This is a genomic window from Sporosarcina sp. P37 (assembly GCF_002109365.1).
Taxonomy (GTDB): domain Bacteria; phylum Bacillota; class Bacilli; order Bacillales_A; family Planococcaceae; genus Sporosarcina.
This window is the reverse complement of record NZ_CP015349.1, coordinates 793,652-816,786: the sequence shown is the minus strand read 5'-3', so window position 1 is coordinate 816,786 and position 23,135 is coordinate 793,652. Positions and strand designations below refer to the sequence as shown.

16 protein-coding genes, 22 tRNA genes and 3 rRNA genes are annotated in these 23,135 nt (G+C 47.6%); 35 read left to right on the top strand and 6 right to left on the bottom strand.

What is annotated here, in order from left to right:
* Window positions 1-107: 107 nt before the first annotated feature.
* Window positions 108-359, bottom strand: a complete 252-nt coding sequence (locus tag SporoP37_RS04360; RefSeq protein WP_081242478.1) for a DUF378 domain-containing protein — start codon at window positions 357-359, stop codon at window positions 108-110.
* 104 nt (window positions 360-463) lie between these two features.
* On the opposite strand from SporoP37_RS04360, the gene SporoP37_RS04355 reads away from it, so the two are divergent.
* Window positions 464-1,627: an iron-containing alcohol dehydrogenase gene (locus tag SporoP37_RS04355; RefSeq protein WP_085430339.1), complete on the top strand. Its 1,164-nt coding sequence runs from the start codon at window positions 464-466 to the stop codon at window positions 1,625-1,627.
* Window positions 1,628-1,713: 86 nt separating this feature from the next.
* Here SporoP37_RS04355 and SporoP37_RS04350 read toward each other — a convergent pair whose 3' ends face one another.
* Complete coding sequence (locus tag SporoP37_RS04350) at window positions 1,714-2,436, bottom strand: MgtC/SapB family protein (protein WP_081242476.1); 723 nt, start codon at window positions 2,434-2,436, stop codon at window positions 1,714-1,716.
* A 124-nt stretch (window positions 2,437-2,560) separates the two neighbouring features.
* Between SporoP37_RS04350 and SporoP37_RS04345 the strand changes: the two genes are divergently transcribed.
* From SporoP37_RS04345 to SporoP37_RS04220, 26 genes are all read left to right on the top strand, one after another.
* Window positions 2,561-3,463, top strand: a complete 903-nt coding sequence (locus tag SporoP37_RS04345; RefSeq protein WP_085430338.1) for a DMT family transporter — start codon at window positions 2,561-2,563, stop codon at window positions 3,461-3,463.
* 395 nt (window positions 3,464-3,858) lie between these two features.
* Window positions 3,859-5,411 (top strand): 16S ribosomal RNA (locus tag SporoP37_RS04340).
* A gap of 124 nt (window positions 5,412-5,535) precedes the next feature.
* Window positions 5,536-5,612, top strand: a tRNA-Ile gene (locus tag SporoP37_RS04335).
* A gap of 24 nt (window positions 5,613-5,636) precedes the next feature.
* Window positions 5,637-5,712 (top strand) — tRNA-Ala (locus SporoP37_RS04330).
* Between the two features lie 139 nt (window positions 5,713-5,851).
* Window positions 5,852-8,780 (top strand): 23S ribosomal RNA (locus tag SporoP37_RS04325).
* Window positions 8,781-8,922: 142 nt separating this feature from the next.
* Window positions 8,923-9,038 (top strand): 5S ribosomal RNA (rrf, locus tag SporoP37_RS04320).
* Together the 16S, 23S and 5S rRNA genes with 22 tRNA genes alongside form the textbook arrangement of a ribosomal RNA operon.
* A gap of 137 nt (window positions 9,039-9,175) precedes the next feature.
* Window positions 9,176-9,251, top strand: a tRNA-Val gene (locus SporoP37_RS04315).
* Between the two features lie 16 nt (window positions 9,252-9,267).
* Window positions 9,268-9,343, top strand: a tRNA-Thr gene (locus SporoP37_RS04310).
* 9 nt (window positions 9,344-9,352) lie between these two features.
* A tRNA-Lys gene (locus tag SporoP37_RS04305) sits at window positions 9,353-9,428 on the top strand.
* Between the two features lie 21 nt (window positions 9,429-9,449).
* Window positions 9,450-9,531 (top strand) — tRNA-Leu (locus tag SporoP37_RS04300).
* 8 nt (window positions 9,532-9,539) lie between these two features.
* Window positions 9,540-9,611, top strand: a tRNA-Gly gene (locus SporoP37_RS04295).
* Window positions 9,612-9,628: 17 nt separating this feature from the next.
* Window positions 9,629-9,717 (top strand) — tRNA-Leu (locus SporoP37_RS04290).
* Between the two features lie 9 nt (window positions 9,718-9,726).
* Window positions 9,727-9,803, top strand: a tRNA-Arg gene (locus tag SporoP37_RS04285).
* 29 nt (window positions 9,804-9,832) lie between these two features.
* Window positions 9,833-9,909: transfer RNA gene (locus SporoP37_RS04280), tRNA-Pro, on the top strand.
* A 6-nt stretch (window positions 9,910-9,915) separates the two neighbouring features.
* Window positions 9,916-9,991, top strand: a tRNA-Ala gene (locus SporoP37_RS04275).
* Window positions 9,992-10,017: 26 nt separating this feature from the next.
* Window positions 10,018-10,091: transfer RNA gene (locus SporoP37_RS04270), tRNA-Met, on the top strand.
* 5 nt (window positions 10,092-10,096) lie between these two features.
* Window positions 10,097-10,173, top strand: a tRNA-Ile gene (locus SporoP37_RS04265).
* 15 nt (window positions 10,174-10,188) lie between these two features.
* Window positions 10,189-10,281: transfer RNA gene (locus tag SporoP37_RS04260), tRNA-Ser, on the top strand.
* An 86-nt stretch (window positions 10,282-10,367) separates the two neighbouring features.
* Window positions 10,368-10,442: transfer RNA gene (locus tag SporoP37_RS04255), tRNA-Met, on the top strand.
* Between the two features lies 1 nt (window position 10,443).
* Window positions 10,444-10,519, top strand: a tRNA-Asp gene (locus tag SporoP37_RS04250).
* Window positions 10,520-10,566: 47 nt separating this feature from the next.
* Window positions 10,567-10,642: transfer RNA gene (locus SporoP37_RS04245), tRNA-Phe, on the top strand.
* 5 nt (window positions 10,643-10,647) lie between these two features.
* Window positions 10,648-10,721 (top strand) — tRNA-Gly (locus tag SporoP37_RS04240).
* 4 nt (window positions 10,722-10,725) lie between these two features.
* Window positions 10,726-10,802: transfer RNA gene (locus SporoP37_RS04235), tRNA-Ile, on the top strand.
* 1 nt (window position 10,803) lies between these two features.
* Window positions 10,804-10,878 (top strand) — tRNA-Asn (locus SporoP37_RS04230).
* A 12-nt stretch (window positions 10,879-10,890) separates the two neighbouring features.
* A tRNA-Ser gene (locus SporoP37_RS04225) sits at window positions 10,891-10,981 on the top strand.
* 9 nt (window positions 10,982-10,990) lie between these two features.
* Window positions 10,991-11,062, top strand: a tRNA-Glu gene (locus SporoP37_RS04220).
* Between the two features lie 195 nt (window positions 11,063-11,257).
* On the opposite strand, the gene SporoP37_RS04215 is transcribed toward SporoP37_RS04220, so the two are convergent.
* Together SporoP37_RS04215 and SporoP37_RS04210 are read right to left on the bottom strand one after the other, a co-directional pair.
* The gene (locus SporoP37_RS04215) at window positions 11,258-12,007 is read right to left on the bottom strand and encodes a TraR/DksA C4-type zinc finger protein (protein ID WP_231293292.1); all 750 of its coding nucleotides are present in this window, start codon (window positions 12,005-12,007) and stop codon (window positions 11,258-11,260) included.
* 116 nt (window positions 12,008-12,123) lie between these two features.
* Window positions 12,124-13,035 (bottom strand): 1,4-dihydroxy-2-naphthoate polyprenyltransferase, encoded by a 912-nt coding sequence (locus tag SporoP37_RS04210; RefSeq protein ID WP_099662800.1) that lies wholly within the window; start codon window positions 13,033-13,035, stop codon window positions 12,124-12,126.
* 235 nt (window positions 13,036-13,270) lie between these two features.
* Between SporoP37_RS04210 and SporoP37_RS04205 the strand changes: the two genes are divergently transcribed.
* From SporoP37_RS04205 to SporoP37_RS04185, 5 genes are all read left to right on the top strand, one after another.
* Window positions 13,271-14,647 (top strand): isochorismate synthase, encoded by a 1,377-nt coding sequence (locus SporoP37_RS04205; RefSeq protein WP_085430337.1) that lies wholly within the window; start codon window positions 13,271-13,273, stop codon window positions 14,645-14,647.
* Window positions 14,640-16,361, top strand: coding sequence for a 2-succinyl-5-enolpyruvyl-6-hydroxy-3-cyclohexene-1-carboxylic-acid synthase (gene menD / locus SporoP37_RS04200; protein ID WP_081242473.1), 1,722 nt, complete (start codon window positions 14,640-14,642; stop codon window positions 16,359-16,361). The genes SporoP37_RS04205 and menD overlap by 8 nt, the downstream gene beginning before the upstream one ends.
* Complete coding sequence (gene menH / locus SporoP37_RS04195; RefSeq protein WP_196796842.1) at window positions 16,351-17,175, top strand: 2-succinyl-6-hydroxy-2,4-cyclohexadiene-1-carboxylate synthase; 825 nt, start codon at window positions 16,351-16,353, stop codon at window positions 17,173-17,175. The genes menD and menH overlap by 11 nt, the downstream gene beginning before the upstream one ends.
* 20 nt (window positions 17,176-17,195) lie before the next feature.
* Window positions 17,196-18,014 (top strand): 1,4-dihydroxy-2-naphthoyl-CoA synthase, encoded by an 819-nt coding sequence (menB, locus tag SporoP37_RS04190; protein ID WP_081242472.1) that lies wholly within the window; start codon window positions 17,196-17,198, stop codon window positions 18,012-18,014.
* A gap of 63 nt (window positions 18,015-18,077) precedes the next feature.
* Entirely contained in the window at window positions 18,078-19,514 is a 1,437-nt protein-coding gene (locus SporoP37_RS04185; protein WP_198160049.1) for an o-succinylbenzoate--CoA ligase, read from the top strand.
* 26 nt (window positions 19,515-19,540) lie between these two features.
* On the opposite strand, the gene SporoP37_RS04180 is transcribed toward SporoP37_RS04185, so the two are convergent.
* Both SporoP37_RS04180 and yidD read right to left on the bottom strand, forming a co-directional pair.
* Window positions 19,541-20,497, bottom strand: a complete 957-nt coding sequence (locus SporoP37_RS04180; RefSeq protein ID WP_081242471.1) for a metal ABC transporter solute-binding protein, Zn/Mn family — start codon at window positions 20,495-20,497, stop codon at window positions 19,541-19,543.
* Between the two features lie 92 nt (window positions 20,498-20,589).
* Window positions 20,590-20,823 carry a membrane protein insertion efficiency factor YidD gene (gene yidD, locus SporoP37_RS04175; RefSeq protein ID WP_369821954.1) on the bottom strand — a complete coding sequence of 78 codons (234 nt, stop codon included), beginning with the start codon at window positions 20,821-20,823 and terminating at the stop codon, window positions 20,590-20,592.
* 94 nt (window positions 20,824-20,917) lie between these two features.
* On the opposite strand from yidD, the gene SporoP37_RS04170 reads away from it, so the two are divergent.
* From SporoP37_RS04170 to SporoP37_RS04160, 3 genes are all read left to right on the top strand, one after another.
* On the top strand, window positions 20,918-21,367 hold the full coding sequence (locus SporoP37_RS04170) for a Dps family protein (RefSeq protein ID WP_081242469.1): 450 nt from the start codon (window positions 20,918-20,920) through the stop codon (window positions 21,365-21,367).
* Window positions 21,368-21,432: 65 nt separating this feature from the next.
* A complete protein-coding gene (locus tag SporoP37_RS04165) occupies window positions 21,433-21,612 on the top strand; it encodes a putative motility protein (RefSeq protein ID WP_081242468.1) in 180 nt (59 codons plus the stop codon).
* A gap of 109 nt (window positions 21,613-21,721) precedes the next feature.
* On the top strand, window positions 21,722-23,044 hold the full coding sequence (locus tag SporoP37_RS04160; RefSeq protein ID WP_085430336.1) for an NAD-dependent malic enzyme: 1,323 nt from the start codon (window positions 21,722-21,724) through the stop codon (window positions 23,042-23,044).
* The last annotated feature ends 91 nt before the right edge of the window (window positions 23,045-23,135 follow it).

The window sequence follows — 23,135 nt, the reverse complement described above, 5'->3', positions numbered from 1 at the left end:
TGCCTCCATAGATGCCGGTCTGCATTCATTCACAACGAAGCATTCTGAAGTACACAAAACTAAAAAAGGATACCCCTGGAAGCAGCATGACTTCCGGGACATCCGATTTACACATGTTCTATTGATGAAGAAGGGGCTTTCTCGAGTTCTGGATCATCTTCCCTGCGCCAATACGTAAAGAGAACCTGCAGTGCGATGACTCCTGACAGTCCGATCACAATATAGAGAAAACGGGCCAGCGGCTGATAAGCTCCTTCTGTCAGCTGTGCAATGACGTCGAAGCGAAAAATACCGACAACTCCCCAATTTAAAGCGCCGATCAGCGCAATAGCCAGTGTAACTTTTTGCAGTGTTTCCATATTATCTCCTCCTGTAAAAAGTATATCCTCTTTTCAGAACACTATACTTGCATCATAAATACATCTTTTTCATAATAGGGAATAGGAAGAAGGAGGCGTACGAATTGGATAATTTTATTTTTAATAATCCGACTAAATTATTATTCGGTGAAGGCCAGCTGCAGCGTTTGCCTAAAGAACTCGCACAGTATGGCAGAAAAGTGCTGCTTGTATACGGCGGAGGAAGCATTAAGCGTAACGGATTATACGATGAATTATTGCAGCTTCTGAATGAAAATGATTTTGAAGTGGTGGAAATGGCCGGTGTCGAGCCGAATCCCCGGTTGACGACAGCTAAAAGAGGTGCTGATCTGTGTAAAGAACACCAAATCGACGTCATTATTGCAGCGGGCGGCGGTTCTGTTATCGACTGCACGAAATTGATTGCGTCTGCTGCGAAATATGATGGTGATCCTTGGGACTTTGTCATAGGCAAAGCAAGACCTACTGAAGCATTGCCGTTTGGCACGGTTCTTACATTAACCGCGACCAGTTCAGAAATGAATGCAGGTTCTGTTATCACTAATGAAGAAACACAGGAGAAATATGGATGGGGAGGACCGCTGAACTATCCGAAATTCTCGATACTGGATCCTGCATACACGTTGACTGTACCCTTGGACCAAACGGTTAACGGTATCGTGGATACGATGTCGCATATTTTTGAACAATATTTCCACACAGCAGAAAATACTGTATTCCAGGATGAAATCTGTGAAGCGGCTCTCCGTTCAGTGATGAAGATTGGGGAACAATTAGTGGAAGACCCTCAAAATATAGAGCTTCGCGAAGCCATGATGTTTGCGGGGGTATGGGGTTTGAATGGTTTCTTATCGATGGGAACGAGAGGAGACTGGGGCACGCATGATATTGAACACGCTGTATCGGCTGTCTACGATATTCCTCACGCAGGGGGTTTGGCAATTTTATTCCCGCATTGGATGAAGCAGACGTTCCCGAAAAATCCGAAGCGTTATGTGCAATTAGCAGTTAATGTGTTCGGTGTGGAGCCTGCCGGTAAGACCGATAAAGAGATTGCGATGGAAGGAATCGATCGTCTGAGTGCCTATTGGAAGAAAATCGGCGCACCCGTATCACTTGCTGACTATGACATCGATGACTCGAAATTGGAGCTGATTGCGGAGAAAGCTGCAGTTAACGGTCCGCTTGGCGGTTTTGCACAATTATCTCAAGAAGAAGTTCTTACTCTATTGAAGAGCAGTTTATAAGTATGATAGAAAAAGACTGAAGACAGACCCGTACATACGGTTCAATCTTCAGTCACAGTGGCCAGGTCAATGCGACTTGGCTTTTTCTATGGGTAAATTACGAGTTCTACAGACTCTACGTAAGGCAAAGTCGTCAATTCCACATATAGGGAAGTGGTGGACTTCTTTGGCTGTGCTATTAATTTGAAATTCAGCTCATGCCGATATTGATGCTGATCAGTTTGGAATTGTCGGATACGCATATGATCGATTTCCATTTTCTCTTCCCGTAAATAAAGTACGAGATCGTCAATTTTGGATTTTTGAGTAATGATGATGGTGCAATTCGCTTCTTTTGCCCGTAATCGTTTTGGACCAAACCTGCTCAGGAATGGTGAAAGCAGCTCAATAACAATCATTACACTGATTACTGTAAAGGTTGCTTCGATATAAAAACCTGCGCCCACCGCGATTCCAATTCCCGCAGCCCCCCAGATCATTGCGGCAGTAGTAAGTCCGGTGATGTTGTCGTTATCTCTGCGGAGGATGGCGCCGGCTCCAAGGAAACCGATTCCACTGACGATTTGTGCAGACAGACGTAAAGGGTCCATCGTAATATTAATATCATCACGTGCGGGGACCAGGTAGGCAGCTTCGATTGAAATAATCGTCAGCAGGCAGCTGAATGTGGCGATGACGGCACTGGTTTTTAATCCAATCGGCTTTTTTTTGATTTCTCTTTCCACACCCATTATGATGCTAAGGGTGAGAGCGACGCCTATTTTAAGAAGTGTTTCCTGATTAAAAGACTCGTTTAGCAGTGTGAGCATGAATTAACCTCCTTTACTGACAGATTACGAAGACAGCCTCTATACTGTATCCGAGGGGGAGATATCCGTAAACATCCCTTTATTCTATTGTAATGGGAGAAGAGACAGAAAGAGAAGTGATATTTTGAATAAACCCGCCATCCATCCGTATATCCCAATCGCAATCGGTGTACTCACAATCGGCTTTTCTGCTATTTTTGTGAAACTGGCGACAGCAGATGCAGGAGTCATCGCCTTTTATCGTATGTTTTTATCTGCAGTTATTATGCTTCCGCTGTTTTTACTTTCCTATCGCAACGAAGTGAAAACACTGAATAGAAGAGACTGGATTTTCACTGTAAGTGCAGGAGTGTTTTTAGCTATTCATTTTATACTTTGGTTTGAATCCCTTAACTACACTTCTGTTGCCAGTTCAACCGTACTAGTTACGCTGCAGCCGATATTCGCACTGGCTGGCACTGCATTATTCTTTAAAGAGATCATCACAGGCAAAATGCTGACAGCTGTATTGATTGCATTGTCCGGCAGTTGTATTATCAGCTGGGGCGACTTTCAAGTAAGCGGTGCTGCTTTGTTTGGAGATATCCTTGCTTTACTTGGCTGCGCGTTCGTTACAGCCTACTTATTGATAGGACAGAATGTACGCAAGAGAGTATCACTCGTTACCTACACATTTCTTGTCTATTCGGTAAGTTCTATTGCTTTGTTCTTTTATGTGGTGAGTATTCAACAGCCGTTTTTTGGTTACCCTGCTTCGGATTGGGGCTGGTTTCTGGCGCTGGCCATCCTGCCAAACCTGCTGGGTCACACATTATTTAACTGGGCGGTGAAGTGGGTAAGCACGAATGTCGTATCGATTGCGACTTTATTTGAACCGATATTCGCCTCCATAGCAGCGTACTTTATCTTGCACGAAAAAATAACAACACTTCAAACAATAGGCGCAATCGTTGTATTGACGGGGGTTCTGCTGTTTATCGCTGATGTAAAAAGATTAAAAGAAAAACTTTTTTTAAAAAAGGCTTGATTTCTATAACGGATCTATTGTATATTAGTTCTTGTCGCTTCGGACATAAACAAAACAACCAAAAAACTTTTTTTAAAAAGTTGTTGACTTATTGAAATGCCGAGTGTAATATAGAGAAGTCGCTTTTACACAGACGACAAACACGAACCTTGAAAACTGAACAGCAAAACGTTAACGAAATACAGTTTATGCATCTAGCGATGACATAAACAACATGAGTATCTTAATTGATGCCAGCAAATGAAACTCGAGCTAATCGAATTTTCATTCTATCGGGTGTCGAGTCGTAGTGGAGTGCTAGGAAGTGATCGAGCGAAGAAGGGAGCGTACTAACGTACGTGACCGACTGAGCGAGTGAAACTGACGACGCAATCCGCTGCGAATCGGCGACCGGTCTTATGGAGAGTTTGATCCTGGCTCAGGACGAACGCTGGCGGCATGCCTAATACATGCAAGTCGAGCGAACTGTTGGAAGCTTGCTTCCAACAGTTAGCGGCGGACGGGTGAGTAACACGTGGGCAACCTGCCCTTCAGATGGGGATAACTCCGGGAAACCGGGGCTAATACCGAATGATCCATTTCTTCGCATGAAGAGATGTTGAAAGACGGCGTTTCGCTGTCACTGAAGGATGGGCCCGCGGCGCATTAGCTAGTTGGTGGGGTAACGGCCTACCAAGGCAACGATGCGTAGCCGACCTGAGAGGGTGATCGGCCACACTGGGACTGAGACACGGCCCAGACTCCTACGGGAGGCAGCAGTAGGGAATCTTCCACAATGGACGAAAGTCTGATGGAGCAATGCCGCGTGAGTGAAGAAGGTTTTCGGATCGTAAAGCTCTGTTGTAAGGGAAGAACAAGTACAGGAGTAACTGCCTGTACCTTGACGGTACCTTACCAGAAAGCCACGGCTAACTACGTGCCAGCAGCCGCGGTAATACGTAGGTGGCAAGCGTTGTCCGGAATTATTGGGCGTAAAGCGCGCGCAGGCGGTCCTTTAAGTCTGATGTGAAAGCCCACGGCTCAACCGTGGAGGGTCATTGGAAACTGGAGGACTTGAGTACAGAAGAGGAAAGCGGAATTCCACGTGTAGCGGTGAAATGCGTAGAGATGTGGAGGAACACCAGTGGCGAAGGCGGCTTTCTGGTCTGTAACTGACGCTGAGGCGCGAAAGCGTGGGGAGCAAACAGGATTAGATACCCTGGTAGTCCACGCCGTAAACGATGAGTGCTAAGTGTTAGGGGGTTTCCGCCCCTTAGTGCTGCAGCTAACGCATTAAGCACTCCGCCTGGGGAGTACGGCCGCAAGGCTGAAACTCAAAGGAATTGACGGGGACCCGCACAAGCGGTGGAGCATGTGGTTTAATTCGAAGCAACGCGAAGAACCTTACCAGGTCTTGACATCCCACTGACCGGCATGGAGACATGCCTTTCCCTTCGGGGACAGTGGTGACAGGTGGTGCATGGTTGTCGTCAGCTCGTGTCGTGAGATGTTGGGTTAAGTCCCGCAACGAGCGCAACCCTTAATCTTAGTTGCCATCATTCAGTTGGGCACTCTAAGGTGACTGCCGGTGACAAACCGGAGGAAGGTGGGGATGACGTCAAATCATCATGCCCCTTATGACCTGGGCTACACACGTGCTACAATGGACGATACAGAGGGCTGCAAACCCGCGAGGGGGAGCCAATCCCACAAAATCGTTCCCAGTTCGGATTGCAGGCTGCAACTCGCCTGCATGAAGCCGGAATCGCTAGTAATCGTGGATCAGCATGCCACGGTGAATACGTTCCCGGGTCTTGTACACACCGCCCGTCACACCACGAGAGTTTGTAACACCCGAAGTCGGTGGGGTAACCCTTACGGGAGCCAGCCGCCGAAGGTGGGACAGATGATTGGGGTGAAGTCGTAACAAGGTAGCCGTATCGGAAGGTGCGGCTGGATCACCTCCTTTCTAAGGATTATGTTCTCTTGTCTGAAACATGACAGAAACATTCGGAAGATGAATCTTCGATTCATCACGTTAACGTTTTGCGTTCAGTTTTGAAGGTTCTTGTGAACTTCATACATAGAAAGAGGGGCCTATAGCTCAGCTGGTTAGAGCGCACGCCTGATAAGCGTGAGGTCGGTGGTTCGAGTCCACTTAGGCCCACCATAACTCTTCTCTCTTTTTATTCCCGGGGCCTTAGCTCAGCTGGGAGAGCGCCTGCCTTGCACGCAGGAGGTCAACGGTTCGATCCCGTTAGGCTCCACCATTTATTTGTTCATTGAAAACTGGATAAAACGACATTGAAAGTAATCAAGTAATCAACCGAATTGCATAGTCATATGCAGTTCAAGCAATCTTTTTAACCTTCTGATTCCTATCGCTAGGATGACGTTGGACCTTTTATAGGTTAAGTTAGAAAGGGCGCACGGCGGATGCCTTGGCACTAGGAGCCGATGAAGGACGGCACTAACACCGATATGCTTCGGGGAGCTGTAAGTAAGCTTTGATCCGAAGATTTCCGAATGGGGAAACCCACTGTCCGTAATGGGACAGTACGTGTATGTGAATACATAGCATACTCGTGGCACACCCGGAGAACTGAAACATCTAAGTACCCGGAGGAAGAGAAAGAAACATCGATTCCCTTAGTAGCGGCGAGCGAAACGGGAAGAGCCCAAACCAAGAAGCTTGCTTCTTGGGGTTGTAGGACACTCTATACGGAGTTACAAAGGAATGCATTAGACGAAGCGACCTGGAAAGGTCCGCCGCAGCGGGTAAAAGCCCCGTAGTCGAAAGTGCATTCCCTCCAGAGTGGATCCTGAGTACGGCGGAACACGTGAAATTCCGTCGGAATCCGGGAGGACCATCTCCCAAGGCTAAATACTCCCTAGTGACCGATAGTGAACCAGTACCGTGAGGGAAAGGTGAAAAGCACCCCGGAAGGGGAGTGAAATAGAACCTGAAACCGTGCGCTTACAAATTGTCAGAGCCCGTTAATGGGTGATGGCGTGCCTTTTGTAGAATGAACCGGCGAGTTACGATTCCATGCAAGGTTAAGCTGAGAAAGCGGAGCCGCAGCGAAAGCGAGTCTGAATAGGGCGAATGAGTATGGGGTCGTAGACCCGAAACCAGGTGATCTACCCATGTCCAGGGTGAAGGTCAGGTAACACTGACTGGAGGCCCGAACCCACGTATGTTGAAAAATGCGGGGATGAGGTGTGGGTAGCGGTGAAATTCCAATCGAACCTGGAGATAGCTGGTTCTCTCCGAAATAGCTTTAGGGCTAGCCTCAAACGAAAGAATCTCGGAGGTAGAGCACTGTTTGGACGAGGGGCCCATCCCGGGTTACCGAATTCAGACAAACTCCGAATGCCGATGATTTATGTTTGGGAGTCAGACAGTGGGTGATAAGATCCATTGTCGAGAGGGAAACAGCCCAGACCACCAGCTAAGGTCCCCAAGTATCTGTTAAGTGGAAAAGGATGTGGCGTTGCCCAGACAACCAGGATGTTGGCTTAGAAGCAGCCATCATTTAAAGAGTGCGTAATAGCTCACTGGTCGAGTGGCGCTGCGCCGAAAATGTACCGGGGCTAAACAGATCACCGAAGCTGTGGATTGACCGAATGGTCAATGGTAGGAGAGCGTTCCAAGGGCGTTGAAGCTGGACCGGAAGGACTGGTGGAGCGCTTGGAAGTGAGAATGCCGGTATGAGTAGCGAAAGAAGGGTGAGAATCCCTTCCACCGAATGCCCAAGGTTTCCTGAGGAAGGCTCGTCCGCTCAGGGTTAGTCAGGACCTAAGTCGAGGCCGATAGGCGTAGACGATGGACAACAGGTTGATATTCCTGTACCACCTCCCCGCCGTTTGAGTAATGGGGGGACGCAGTAGGATAGGGTGAGCACACAGTTGGTTGTGTGTCTAAGCAGTGAGGTGGAGAACGAGGCAAATCCCGTTCTCATATAACACTAGGCTGTGATGGCAAGGAGATTTATCTCCGGAGTCCCTGATTTCACACTGCCAAGAAAAGCCTCTAGCGAGGCGGGAGGTGCCTGTACCGCAAACCGACACAGGTAGGCGAGGAGAGAATCCTAAGGTGATCGAGAGAACTCTCGTTAAGGAACTCGGCAAAATGACCCCGTAACTTCGGGAGAAGGGGTGCTCTGGTAGGGTGAATAGCCCGAGAGAGCCGCAGTGAATAGGCCCAGGCGACTGTTTAGCAAAAACACAGGTCTCTGCAAAATCGTAAGATGACGTATAGGGGCTGACGCCTGCCCGGTGTTGGAAGGTTAAGAGGAGGGGTTAGCGCAAGCGAAGCTCTGAATTGAAGCCCCAGTAAACGGCGGCCGTAACTATAACGGTCCTAAGGTAGCGAAATTCCTTGTCGGGTAAGTTCCGACCCGCACGAAAGGCGTAACGATCTGGGCACTGTCTCAACGAGAGACTCGGTGAAATTATAATATGCGTGAAGATGCGCATTACCCGCGACAGGACGGAAAGACCCCGTGGAGCTTTACTGTAGCCTGATATTGAATTCCGGTGCAGCCTGTACAGGATAGGTAGGAGCCTTGGATTCCGGAGCGCCAGCTTCGGAGGAGGCATTGGTGGGATACTACCCTGGCTGTATTGGACTTCTAACCCTTGCCCGTGATCCGGGCAGGAGACAGTGTCAGGTGGGCAGTTTGACTGGGGCGGTCGCCTCCTAAAGAGTAACGGAGGCGCTCAAAGGTTCCCTCAGAATGGTTGGACATCATTCGCAGAGTGCAAAGGCATAAGGGAGCTTGACTGCGAGACCTACAAGTCGAGCAGGGTCGAAAGACGGACTTAGTGATCCGGTGGTTCCGCATGGAAGGGCCATCGCTCAACGGATAAAAGCTACCCCGGGGATAACAGGCTTATCTCCCCCAAGAGTCCACATCGACGGGGAGGTTTGGCACCTCGATGTCGGCTCGTCGCATCCTGGGGCTGTAGTCGGTCCCAAGGGTTGGGCTGTTCGCCCATTAAAGCGGCACGCGAGCTGGGTTCAGAACGTCGTGAGACAGTTCGGTCCCTATCCGTCGCGGGCGCAGGAAATTTGAGGAGAGCTGTCCTTAGTACGAGAGGACCGGGATGGACATACCGCTGGTGTACCAGTTGTCTTGCCAAAGGCATCGCTGGGTAGCTATGTATGGACGGGATAAATGCTGAAAGCATCTAAGCATGAAGCCCCCTTCAAGATGAGATTTCCCATTACGCAAGTAAGTAAGATCCCTCAAAGATGATGAGGTGGATAGGTCTGGGGTGGAAGTACGGCGACGTATGCAGCTGACAGATACTAATCGATCGAGGACTTAACCTATTATAAAAAGAAGTTACTTGAATGACCCAATGTCTTTTATTCAGTTTTGAGTGAATAAAAATTCACTTAAATTACTAAAATAACACTTGCTTTATTTTTAAACAGTGTTACAATAGTAAATGTCCGCTAAGAGGACAAACAGTCTGGTAATGATGGCGAAGAGGTCACACCCGTTCCCATACCGAACACGGAAGTTAAGCTCTTCAGCGCCGATGGTAGTTGGGGGTTTCCCCCTGTGAGAGTAGGACATTGCCAGGCAATTCTTTTCTTAAGATTTCAATTGGATATGCCATACATAGTCAAAAGATCATGAAGAAAAAGAAGCTGCGCACATAAACATATCATAAGCGAATACAGCTGACGCAGTAATGCGAAGTTTGTCGCAATTTTACCCAGGAGGATTAGCTCAGCTGGGAGAGCACCTGCCTTACAAGCAGGGGGTCGGCGGTTCGAGCCCGTCATCCTCCACCATATACATTCTACACTTGCCGGTGTAGCTCAACTGGTAGAGCAACTGACTTGTAATCAGTAGGTTGAGGGTTCAAGTCCTTTCGCCGGCACCATTTTAGTACGAGCCGTTAGCTCAGTTGGTAGAGCATCTGACTTTTAATCAGAGGGTCACAGGTTCGAATCCTGTACGGCTCACCATTATTTTTGCCGTAACATATCGCGGGTGTGGTGGAACTGGCAGACACGCTAGACTTAGGATCTAGTGCCTTCGGGCGTGGGGGTTCGACTCCCTTCACCCGCATCTTTTATGCGGAAGTAGTTCAGTGGTAGAATACGACCTTGCCAAGGTCGGGGTCGCGGGTTCGAATCCCGTCTTCCGCTTTTAATTTACCACTCCTGCCGGGGTGGCGGAACTGGCAGACGCACAGGACTTAAAATCCTGCGGTAGGTGACTACCGTACCGGTTCGATTCCGGTTCTCGGCACCAATTATATATGCGCCCGTAGCTCAATTGGATAGAGCGTCTGACTACGGATCAGAAGGTTGTGGGTTCGACTCCTGCCGGGCGCGCCATAATTTAAACAACATTATTCATATACTGTCGGGAAGTAGCTCAGCTTGGTAGAGCACTTGGTTTGGGACCAAGGGGTCGCAGGTTCGAATCCTGTCTTCCCGACCACTTATTGGGGCCTTAGCTCAGCTGGGAGAGCGCCTGCCTTGCACGCAGGAGGTCAACGGTTCGATCCCGTTAGGCTCCACCAATATTAATTTAAGACTGACTAATTATGGCGGTGTAGCTCAGCTGGCTAGAGCATACGGTTCATACCCGTAAGGTCGTGGGTTCGACTCCCTCCGCCGCTATCTAAGGACCTTTAGCTCAGTTGGTTAGAGCAGACGGCTCATAACCGTCCGGTCGCAGGTTCGAGTCCTGCAAGGTCCACCAGTTTACTTATACCACGGAGGAATACCCAAGCCTGGCTGAAGGGATCGGTCTTGAAAACCGACAGGGGTGTTAAAGCCCGCGGGGGTTCGAATCCCTCTTCCTCCGCCATATTTACTTAAACTTTAGCTTTACTTTAGTAAGTTATTATGTTAAGATAATAAAGTCGTTAAGTAAGCAAGAGACATTTATATTATCGCGGGGTGGAGCAGTGGTAGCTCGTTGGGCTCATAACCCAAAGGTCGCAGGTTCAAATCCTGCCCCCGCAACCAAGGTCCCGTGGTGTAGCGGTTAACATGCCTGCCTGTCACGCAGGAGATCGCGGGTTCGATTCCCGTCGGGACCGCCATTTATTACATACGCTTTTACAAGCGTCATTGTCAAAATACCATTAGTGGCTCAGTAGCTCAGTCGGTAGAGCAAAGGACTGAAAATCCTTGTGTCGGCGGTTCGATTCCGTCCTGAGCCACCATAAATGCGGGTGTAGTTTAGTGGTAAAACCTCAGCCTTCCAAGCTGATGATGAGGGTTCGATTCCCTTCACCCGCTCCATTAGGGGCCTATAGCTCAGCTGGTTAGAGCGCACGCCTGATAAGCGTGAGGTCGGTGGTTCGAGTCCACTTAGGCCCACCATTCCGCAGTAGCTCAGTGGTAGAGCAATCGGCTGTTAACCGATCGGTCGTAAGTTCGAATCTTACCTGCGGAGCCAATTTTTATTAATGGGGAAGTACTCAAGTGGCTCAAGAGGCGCCCCTGCTAAGGGTGTAGGTCGCGAAAGCGGCGCGAGGGTTCGAATCCCTCCTTCTCCGCCATAATATTCAGGCCCCTTGGTCAAGCGGTTAAGACACCGCCCTTTCACGGCGGTATCACGGGTTCGAATCCCGTAGGGGTCATATTGAAAAAGGTATTGCACATCTGTGCAATACCTTTTTTGTTTCGTCAATTTTACTGCATCAAGCAGTAAGGAAAGTGGATTCTTAACGGTGCCTTTCCAGAATGCAAACTATGCTTTGCGCATGCTCGCATACTAAAAGGTGGCAAAAGGACATCCCCGCACATCACAGTGCTTCAAGGGATGTCCTTTTTTGTTACTTGTCTTTATTTGAATCGATATAGCTGTCACCTTTATGATAGGGGATATCGCCTAATGGAGATTCCATTCCGGCTTCATCCAGTTCGTCTTCATATTCGGCGACTTCTTCATTGTGGACAATGCCGGCCGGTTCACCTGTGATATCGGTTACTGCAAATTCCTCATATTCTTCCGCACCATCTTCATTTTCTTCGTCGTATAGATCTTCATAATCACGATTTTCATTGCCCATGAAGTCTGAGGGCGTTTCGGAAGTTCCTGATTTTGCGATTTCCTGGAAGCTGTCTTCATAATCCCTGGCCTCGCCTTGTCTTCTGGCAGCGAACGAATTAGGCTCCGCCATGATTAACAGATCATCTTCTGCCGGCCTGTCATCAGGGACATCTTTTTGCGCATCCTCGATACACACCGTAGTGTAGGGGATGGCTTCTAACCGCTCCGCCTGTATTTCCTTGCCGCATACCTCGCAAGTTCCGTACGTGCCATCCTTGATAGCCTGGAGCGCTTTCTGGACCTTTTCCAGCTCGCCTTCCGCATGTGTATTGAGTGCGATATCTTTTTCACGTTCATATAATTCTGTTCCCATATCTGCGGGATGATTGTCATACATGGACAATTCGCCCACGTCTTCCTGCGCAGTTTTTACAATATTTGTTTCGCTTTCAGTTTCAGTCAAACGTTCCTCCATATCACGTAATTCTTTTTCTAGTTGCTGTAATTGTTTGGTAGTCAACAAAGTCGTCACGGTCCTTTCTGTATGTCTTTCTTATTTCAGTCATTCCCTTTTTAGGAGGAAGAGTAAACCTTTCCAATAAAAAAACGCCTACCTTTTGAAGTGTAGACGTTTCTATTACAGTTTATTCAGATGAAGTGTGCGATGAGGATACCGATTCCAAGAAGCAGGCCGAACAGTGTATTGGTGACGCCTGTATCTTTCATGGCAGGCATTACCTGTAATGGCTGCTCATATTTTCTGAACGTTTTCACTGCATGTAGCGGTTTGGGTATGCTGATCAGTACGAGTAATGCCCAGGCAGATACATGGTCTGTCAATACAAGTGCAATGATCCAGACATAAGAAACGATGAAGAATGCGGCCAAAATCGTCACGGCATTATTTCGCCCCGTCAGGATCGCCATTGTTTTTCTGCCGCCTCTAGTGTCCTGAACGATATCCCGGATGTTATTCGCCAGCATAATAGCGCCGACTAAGAGCATACTTGGCACGGATAAAAGAATTGCATTCCCTGTAACTGTTCCCGTCTGAATGTAGAATGCAATCAGAATCAGCAGCATGCCCATAACGAATCCTGAAACCAGTTCACCGAAAGGCGTATAGGCGATTGGATAAGGGCCGCCTGTATACAAATAGCCAATCAGCATCGCAACAGAACCTACCGCGGCAAGCCACCAGGAGGTTCCCATACAAATATAAATTCCAAGAAGAACGGCTAAGCCATACAGCAAAAGCGCCAGATTCAATACCGTTTTCGGCTGAACACCATTGCGTACGATAGTACCGCCGATGCCGATAGAATGCTCATCGTCCAAGCCTCTTTTAAAGTCATAGTATTCGTTGAACATATTGGTCGCCATCTGTAAAAACAGGCTGGCGACAAGCATCGCAAGGAATAACGGAAAATGAAGCGGACCGTATTGCAGTGCAATCATAGTGCCTAAAAAGACGGGGGCAAACGCAGCGGTCAATGTGTGGGGCCTTGTCAGCTGCCACCAGATTCGCCAGCCGGTATCTGTTTCTATTGTGTGTTGCACGGGTAATCTCTCCTTATATAAAGTCATCATTAGTTATTATACAACAAAAGCAAGCAGTTAGGTATGAAGAGGCAGCAGCTTAAGATAATTGTCGAATGACCCTAAACTTAACAAGTCAATATCATATAAAGTAAAGGCTTCAATGTGCTAGAATAGAGGTACTTATTGTTCAGTGAACGTATGTCTGAACGTAAAATGTCGAAAAACATATGCTTGATGATAAGGAGAGAGTGGGATGAATCGGAAATTGACCGATCGAGAGAGGACGGTTCCGGCAACAGGCACTGATTCTCGTTTTTTTACGGAAACAATTGAAGTGGAGACGCTCAGTCCGCTGGCTTTTTTTGAAGCGGGTCTGTCACATTACGGCGGCCATCGTTTCTTTTGGCAAAATGCAGATAAAACAGTGAAGCTTGTCGGATTGGGACAGGCAACTGTTCTCACCGCAGAGAACGATCGTTTTCAATCCATTTCTGCACAATGGAAATCATTATGCGAAGGATTGATTAAAGAAGAGAAAGACATAGATCCGGTTTTATTCGGAGGATTTTCTTTTGATCCCGGCACACGTCAGGATGATGAGTGGAATGCGTTTCCTGCCGCTTATTTCACAGTGCCTTTAATTCAATTAAAAATTGAAAAAGGAAAAACGTACGTGTCCATTAATTACATCACAGAAGAACCGCAAGCGGCTGCTGATTTCGAAGCGCTGCGTCAAGAGCGTGACCGGCTGATTCACATTGCCCAAGTAGATGAATTCATATTTCATGGAAAGCCGGCTCTGCTGGAACAAACGGAGCTGGCCACTGATCGCTATATGAAAGCAGTGGAGCAGGCAACATCACAAATCAAAGCACAGGCCGCAGAAAAAGTCGTCATTGCCCGCAAGATAAAATTGACATTTGAAGAGGAATTCCAAAAGGCCGCAGCTTTGCATACGATTACGAATGAACAATCAGCGAGCTATCATTTCGGTCTGCAGATTGGCGATGACATGTTCTTTGGAGCCACACCTGAACGCTTGGTGGAGATTTCAAAAGGACATGCCTATTCTGCCTGTGTAGCGGGTTCCATTAAACGCGGAAAAACGTCGCAGGAAGACCAGCAGTTAGGGGAAACTCTGCTGCGCGATAAAAAGAACCGGGAAGAGCATCAATATGTTGTCGATATGATTACTCATGTCTTTTCGGAATTCTGTACTTCACTTCAAGTGAGCAAAACCCCTAAGCTGCTGAAGGTGCGGGACATTCAGCATTTATTCACGCCTGTCGAAGGAGACCTTGCGGAAGATATGGATATTTTCCGTCTCGTGGAGGCACTCCACCCGACACCTGCCCTTGGAGGGGTTCCGCGTCAGAAAGCGCTGGAAATCATTCGGGAAGAAGAGCAGATGGACCGCGGCTTTTACGCAGGACCGATCGGCTGGGTAGATTCAGCGGGCAACGGGGAGTTTGCAGTAGCCATCCGGTCTGGTCTATTGACCGGCAAAGATGCGTATTTGTACGCCGGCGGGGGGATCGTAGCCGATTCTGCACCTGCAGAAGAATATGCGGAAACATGGGTGAAGTTCCGCCCTGTGTTACGCGCGCTCGGAGGACGTTTACATGAATGATCATGAAACAGGGTTAACCAATTATGTGCTTCGTTTAACGAGTGTTCTGCTGCGTCAAGGAGCGAATAAAGCGGTGATCAGTCCGGGTTCCAGATCGACACCGCTTGCTTATGCCCTGACGGCGTCCAAGGACATGCAGACATATATCCATACAGATGAACGATCAGCTGCTTTTTATGCGCTGGGCTTAGTAAAAGCAACAGGAAAGCCTGTTGTGCTGTTATGTACATCAGGAACAGCTGCCTCGAATTATCACCCGGCGGTTACTGAAGCATTTTACGCACGTCTGCCGCTGATTGTCATCACAGCGGATCGTCCGCACGAATTACGTGAAGTGGGTGCTCCGCAGGCGATCGATCAAATTCGTATGTTTGGGGAGCATGTAAAAGAAAGCGTGGACTTTCCTATACCGGAGCACCGCGAAGATATTTTACGTTATATGGAACAGCGGGCTTTTCGGCTTCTTTCTGTGGCAAAAACTGCGCCGAAGGGACCTGTTCATATGAATATACCGTTCCGCGAACCGCTGCTGATAGATTTAGAAGCCGCTTTGCCTGAAACCCGGGTTCAGCAGCAGCTCGCTGCAGAACTGGCAGTTACTGATGAAATGAAACAACTGCTTCATCAGGCCATTACAAGTTCTGTCAAGGGGATTATCGTAGTGGGCGAACAGCCGCCGACACTCTGCAAAGACCTCTTCTGGAAGTTCGCCAAAGCTCTCCAGTGGCCAGTTTTATGTGATCCGTTATCTAATTTGCGTTCACAAGTGCCGGAGGATTGCCTGGATTTATGCATCGATCAATATGATGCCTTGCTGAAGAGTGAAGTGTTCAGTGCGCGCGTTCAGCCGGATTGTGTCATTCGTTTTGGTCCGCAGCCTGTATCGAAACCATTGCTGTTATTTCTGCAGAAGAGCTGTCCCAAAACGTATATTGTCGTCGATGATTCACCCAACTACCGGGATCCGATTGGCCTAACGACACATCATCTGCAGGCAAGTGATGCGAGTGTCTGGCAACAAGCCCTTATGGAACGTGAACGTACAAGCTACACGCAACGGTGGGTTGAAGCCAATCACATTTCCGCTGAAGTGATGAATGAAGACAAGCAATTTGCCGGAGACGAAGGCCATTTTGTTCGTCAGTTCATTGCCAATCTGCCTGATGGCTCAGATGTCGTATGCAGCAGCAGTATGCCGATCCGGGATCTGGATACCCATTTTCAAAAGACAGGCAGGGACATTTCATTGTTCTGCAATAGAGGAACGAATGGCATTGACGGCGTTGTGTCGACTGCGCTTGGCATTCAGGAAGGCCGGAAACGCAAAACCTATTTATTAATTGGTGATCTGGCATTTTTGCATGATATCAACGGTCTGATCATCTCCAGGCTGCAGCAGACAGATCTGACAATTGTCCTGATTAATAATAATGGAGGCGGCATCTTTTCTTATTTACCGCAGGCCTCTGTGGAAATGCACTATGAGCAATTATTCGGCACGCCAACTAATTTGAAGTTTGGTCATCTCGCCGCGATGTATGAAGCGCAATACGACGAAGTGAATACAATCGAAGCATTTGAACGAACGATGCAAGCCGAAAAAAATGCTGCATTGCGGATGATTGAAGTGGAGACCGTCCGGGCGGATAACGTCGAAGCACACCGCGCTGTATGGCGTGAAATTGCAAGGAGAGTGGAACGCGTTGGCAACTGAATGGCTGAATGTCAGAGGGGTAGAAACGCACATTGCGCGATTTGGCGATGAACGGCTGCCTGCTCTTGTCATGCTGCACGGTTTCACGGGATCAACCGCCACGTGGGAGGAAACTATCGGGGATCTGAAGGAAGAATACCATGTAATTACAGTCGACTTGATCGGCCACGGTAAGACGGAAGCACCTTTGTCAGCTGAACGTTACCGTATGGAAGAACAGGTCGCTGATCTCCGCGAAGTGCTGCAGACGCTTAAAGTGAATCGGCCTGTCTTTCTTGGCTATTCCATGGGCGGACGCATCGCTCTTGGTTACACAGTCAGCCATCCTGAAGACGTGGCATGCCTTATCCTCGAAAGCAGTTCACCGGGCTTGCGGACAGCGGATGAACGGCTTGCCAGGATTTCCGCAGACAGCAAGCTTGCAGACCGTGTGGAAAGTGAAGGAATCGAAAAGTTTACTGACTTCTGGCAGGATATTCCCCTGTTTCATTCCCAGAAAAAACTGTCAGAGAGCCGTCAGCTGGCGGTACGGAATGAACGGCTGAATCAGCGGGCAATGGGTCTTGCGAACAGTTTGCGGGGCGTTGGCACGGGCAGTCAGCCTTCTTACTGGCAACAGCTTGAGCAATTGACACTTCCTGTTTTATTGATCACTGGCAGTAAAGACGAGAAATTTGAAACTATTGCTCGGGAAATGATGAACATCTTGCCGAATGCGCAGCATGAAACGATAAAAGACGCAGGCCATGCAATTCACGTGGAAAAACCGCGACAATTTGCTACAATGGTAAAGAGTTATTTGAAAACAATATAAAGACTGAGGAGGAATTAACTATGACCCGTCAATGGGAAACGCTTCGTACATATGATGATATCAAGTACGAAATGTACAATGGTATCGCAAAAATCACAATCAATCGTCCGGAAGTGCGCAATGCATTCCGTCCAAAAACTGTAATGGAAATGATCGATGCATTCTCACGTGCAAGAGATGATGAGCGGATCGGCGTTATCGTACTCACTGGAGAAGGGGAGAAAGCTTTCTGTTCAGGAGGCGATCAATCCGTTCGCGGTCACGGCGGATATGTTGGAGATGACGAAATTCCGCGTTTGAATGTATTGGATCTGCAGCGTTTAATTCGTGTAATTCCAAAGCCAGTAGTCGCAATGGTTGCAGGGTATGCTATCGGCGGCGGTCACGTACTGCATGTAGTATGTGATTTGACAATCGCAGCTGACAATGCACGTTTCGGACAGACAGGACCTACTGTCGGTTCATTCGACGCAGGCTATGGCTCAGGATACCTCGCACGTATCGTCGGACATAAGAAAGCGCGTGAAATCTGGTACTTGTGCCGTCAGTATGATGCGCAGGAAGCACTTGACATGGGCTTAGTCAACACAGTAGTCCCGTACGAGCAGCTTGAAGATGAAACGGTTCAGTGGTGTGAAGAAATGCTTGGCAAGAGCCCGACTGCACTCCGCTTCCTAAAAGCAGCAATGAACGCAGACACAGACGGCTTGGCTGGACTTCAGCAATTAGCCGGAGACGCAACATTGCTTTATTACACAACGGAAGAAGCGAAAGAGGGACGCGATGCGTTTAAAGAAAAGCGCAAGCCGGACTTCGATCAATTCCCGCGCTTCCCTTAAACAACAAAGCTGCCTGCTACAGGCAGCTTTTTCATTACGTCATTTTTTATTGGAGGGTACATCATGATGATTCCAAATTGGCTTCTGCAACGGGCAAAATTGACACCGGATGCATCTGCATTGGTTACCGGTGAAGTACACTGGTCGTACCGGGAGCTGTATGATCAAGCATTGGAAATTGCACAGCAGCTGCATCATCTGGGTGTCGAGCCTGAAAGCCGGGTGGCACTTCTCAGTCAGTCCAATGAACAAACGGTACTGTTTATCCATGCGTGCTGGCTGTTGAGTGCGGAAGTCGTCTGTCTGAACAACCGGTTGACGGAAGAGGAGCTGCGCTGGCAAGTAAACGATTCGGAAGCGAAGATGGTGCTGATTGACGATCGCATTCATTCTGCGCCTGAATTACTTCGTGCGCCATGCCTGCTTTATTCAACAGTGCGTCAGTCAAATACGGCCGAATTCGCTGTGAAGGAATTATGGATGGAAGATCAGACGCTATCCATTATGTACACGTCAGGCACAACAGGTGTTCCAAAAGGAGTGCGACAGACTGCGGGAAATCATACGGCCAGTGCATTGGCTTCTGCACTCAATCTAGGGCTGACTGACCGGGATTCCTGGCTGTGCATGATGCCTCTGTTTCATATTAGCGGTCTGTCGATCATTATTCGTTCAGTGATTTACGGGATGGAAATGCGGCTGTATGAAAAATTTGATGCAGAGGAAGCTGCGGCACAAATTATCGCGGGACATGTAACCGCCATGTCAGTTGTTGCGCTGACATTGGATCAGATTGTTCGTGTGATGGAAAAGCAAGAGTGTAAAGCACATCCTGTATTCCGGACGATGCTGGTCGGTGGCGGGCCGGTGCCGCTCGATTATCTGGAGCGTGCGGCTGACTGCGGCTTGCCAATTCTCCAGACGTACGGCATGACTGAAACGTCTTCTCAGACAACTGCACTCGGGAAAGCGGATGCGGCCCGTAAACTCGGTTCTGCCGGCAAACCGCTGTTCTTTAATCAAATTGCAATTAAAGATACCGATCATCCAGGAGAAGTTGGGGAAGTGCTGATTAAAGGGCCTCATGTTACGCCTGGATACATTGGCAGTCAACAGGCGAGGAAGGCTTTGACTGAAGACGGCTGGCTTGCGACAGGCGATATGGGCTATCTGGATGAAGAAGGGTATTTGTTCATCGTGGACAGACGGGCAGATTTGATCATTTCAGGAGGAGAAAATATTTATCCTGCCGAAGTGGAAAATATTCTGCTCGCACACCCGTCCGTCAGTGAGGCAGGAGTATGCGGCAAAGAAGATCCGGCGTGGGGACAAGTGCCTGTTGCGTTCATTGTCGGTTCAGCGAATGAAGAAGAACTGCTGAAGTTCTGTGAGCTGCGTCTGGCTCGTTATAAACTGCCGAAAGAATTTCACTTTGTCGAGCAGCTGCCGCGCAATGCGTCCAACAAGCTGATGCGTTTTGAATTGAAAAAATGGCTGTAAAAAAACAGTGGAGGCGAACTCCACTGTTAATTAGTTAACGCTTTTTTCAATACATCCAAATTATATTCCATAAGTGTAAAGTATGTTTCTTCATTTTGGATGTCCTCTTCTGTGAGCACACTCAAATTATGCAGCGTCAATGCTTCGGCATTCAGTTCTTTTTTGATGACTTCAGCTAATTTTGAGCTGACGTTCTGTTCAAATAAGATATACTGAATGTCTTTTTCTTTTGCTTCTTTTACTAGCGCCGCGAGCTGTTTTTGCGATGGTTCATTTTGTGTGTCCAGACCTGAAACTGCCAGCTGCTGTAAACCGTAGGCGTCTGCCAAGTAGCCGAATGCCTGGTGAGAAACAAAGAATGTTTTGTTTGGTGCGGCATCCGCCATCGTTTTATATTTTCGGTCCAGCTCTTCCAGTTCATCATAAAGCGCATCAAAGTTCTGTTTGAAAAAATCAGCATGCTCGGGAAGTTCATCTGAAAGCTCCTGCGTAATTTTTTCTGCAAGCTTCGTGCTGAGGTAAGGAGAAATCCAAACGTGAGGGTCAACTGTATCTTCATGCTGATGTCCCTCATGTTCTTCTTCAGATTCATCTTCATGTGAATGTCCTTCTTCGAGTTCTTCAGGATCAATAGAATCTGCGATCGGAACGAACTGGATATCTTCATTCTGCAAGGTTTTTTCTGTCTTTTGTACAAAGCCTTCTAAACCTAATCCGATATAAAAGAATAAATCACCTTTTGCAAGTGACATCATATCTTTTTGTGTAGGCTCAAACACATGCTCGTCTGTTCCCGGCGGATAGATGGATTTCACATCCACAAATTCCCCGCCGATGCGTTCAGTGAAGTATTGCAATGGATAGACAGTTGTATAAACCAGTAACTTGTCGGACGTCTTCGTATCTTGTTCATTGGTTTTGTTCTGGGTGCATCCGCTTAAAACGAGCAATAAAGCCGCCAGCAGCAGAAAACGTATTTTCATTATAAAGCCTCCGTGACGTAATCGGAATGATTACTATTTAGATTGTTTTCTCATCATACAAGATATGATTTATGATTGCAACCTAGTTATCATTATTTCTTATGAGACTTTTTGGGAGGCACCGGATCAAATCCGCCTTTGTGAAGAGGATGACATTTTAAAATCCTTTTTACCGCAAGCCAAGTGCCCTTAAGCGCACCATGCGTTTCGATAGCCTCGACACCGTAGTGGGAGCAAGTCGGATAAAAACGGCAAGAAGGGGCAGATAATGGCGAAATAAACTTTTGATAGAAACGGATCAGTGCTACTAAGACTTTTTTCAACAAAGAGATCACCTTCCGATATAAGTAGGTTTAGTTTACCGGCTAACGTGGTAAATTAACAGAGAGAAGCTTAAAACAATCAGAGGAGTGTTTTTTTATGTCTAAAGAATTAATTCAAGAGTTAAACAAGCAAGTATCCACGTGGTCAGTGCTGTATGCGAAACTTCATAACTATCACTGGTATGTAAAAGGAAATCAATTCTTCACACTGCATGCGAAATTTGAAGAACTATACAATGAAGCAACTGTGCATATGGATGAAATTGCAGAACGTGTGCTGACATTAGGCGGCGAACCGACTGCGACATTAGCCCAGCATTTGAATGAGTCCGTTGTCGATGAAGCAAAAGGGACGGAAAAGGCGAATGATATGGTCCAAACATTAGTAGACGATTTCGATAAAACGATGAAGTCGCTGAAAAAAGCAATGGAATTTGCATCGAAAGATTCGGATGACAGGACAGAAGATATGCTGAACGCTATTTATCAGAGTGTAGAGAAGCATCAATGGATGCTGAATGCATTCCTGGGTGAAACAAACGAGTAATATTCTTCATTCAGCAAGAAATTGACCGATACTAAGAAGTGAACATGAGAAAGGGGTTGAACGAAATGGATATTAGTTCAATTATGTCCAGTCAGTTGAGAAGTCTGCAGTCAACCGTTCAAATGAGTATTATGAATAAAGCTCTTTCAATGGATGCTTCTGCTGTGTCAGAAATGCTGAATGGCCTTGAAAGTCAGCCTGCGGCACATCCTACCAAAGGTGTGTCCATTGATATCAGGGCTTGATTGGCAAACACACATCTCATGTATGATTTGAGATGTGTGTTTTTTGATGGAAGTAATCAGAAACACTGGTAGAATACATATATGAAACTAAGCAGGAGGTGGGCTGACTATGGCTCAAGGTCAATTTTTGCGTAATGTAATTATCGAAACACCTTCCAAACCGGGAAATTTAGGTAAAGTCACGATGGCAATCGGACAGCTTAACGGTGACATCGGAGATATACAGACAATCAAAGTGGGAACTGTTTCCACAATCCGGGAAATTGCGCTTCAATGTAATGATAAAGAGCATTTAGCAGAAATCGTGGAAGCGATCGAAAACTTGAAGCATGGGATTAAAGTGCATGCCGTGACGGATGATGTGCTTCAGGTGCATGAAGGCGGAAAAATTCATATGAAGGCAGCACATGAGATTCGTTCACTGGCAGATTTGCGCAGAGTCTATACACCGGGTGTTGCGAGTGTCTGCAAAACAATCGAGGAAGATCCGGAACAGGCAAATTATTTTACAGGCATATCGAATACAGTCGCCATCGTTACGGACGGAACGGCAATTTTAGGGCTTGGTAATATTGGTCCGGTTGCAGGCATGCCGGTCATGGAAGGAAAAGCTGTATTGTTTGACCAATTCGTCGGCATCAGCGGGATTCCAATCCTGCTGAATACGAGTGATCCTGATGAAGTGGTAGAGACAATAAAGCATATCCATCAAGGATTTGGTGCGATTTTGTTGGAAGACATCGGCTCCCCGCATTGTTTCGAGATTGAACAGCGCTTAAAAAAAGAACTGCCGATTCCTGTTATGCATGATGATCAGCACGGCACTGCGGTTGTCGCACTTGCGGCGGCACTCACGGCTTGTAAACATGTCGGTGTAGATTTGGAAAACTCCTCAGTCGGTCAGATTGGTTTAGGCGCAGCAGGTCTGGCAATCAGCCGGATGCTTATGGCGTACGGCGTCGCAGAAATGAAAGGCTCCGATCCAAACCCGCGAGCGGCGGACATGCTGGCCGAGTGCGGCGGAACTGTGGTTGACTCAATGGAGGAAATCATGGCAACTTGTGATTTAGTCATCGCGACAACAGGAGTTGCCAATCTGATTAAACCGGAGATGGTGCGCAAAGGACAGATCATTTTAGCTTTGTCGAATCCAAATGCTGAAATTGCGCCGGATGCGGCACTCGAAGCAGGTGCAGCCTATGCAGCAGACGGCCGTCTGGTCAATAACATCCTTGGTTTCCCGGGAATTTTCCGCGGCGCATTAAATGCGAACGCAAAAGAGATCACATACCCGATGCTGATTGCAGCAGCTGAGGCAATTGTGGAAAGTACAAAGCGCGATGATCTCGTGCCGCATCCGCTCGATCCCAACGTGCATATTAATGTGGCGCTGGCAGTGGAAAAAGTCGTGTATGAAGAACGTGGCATGTAATAATACGGAACCTATTAACGTAACAGTTAATAGGTTTTTTAATGCAGAATAATATGTACAAAACAAGCCATGCTACGTTAAAAAAGAAAGT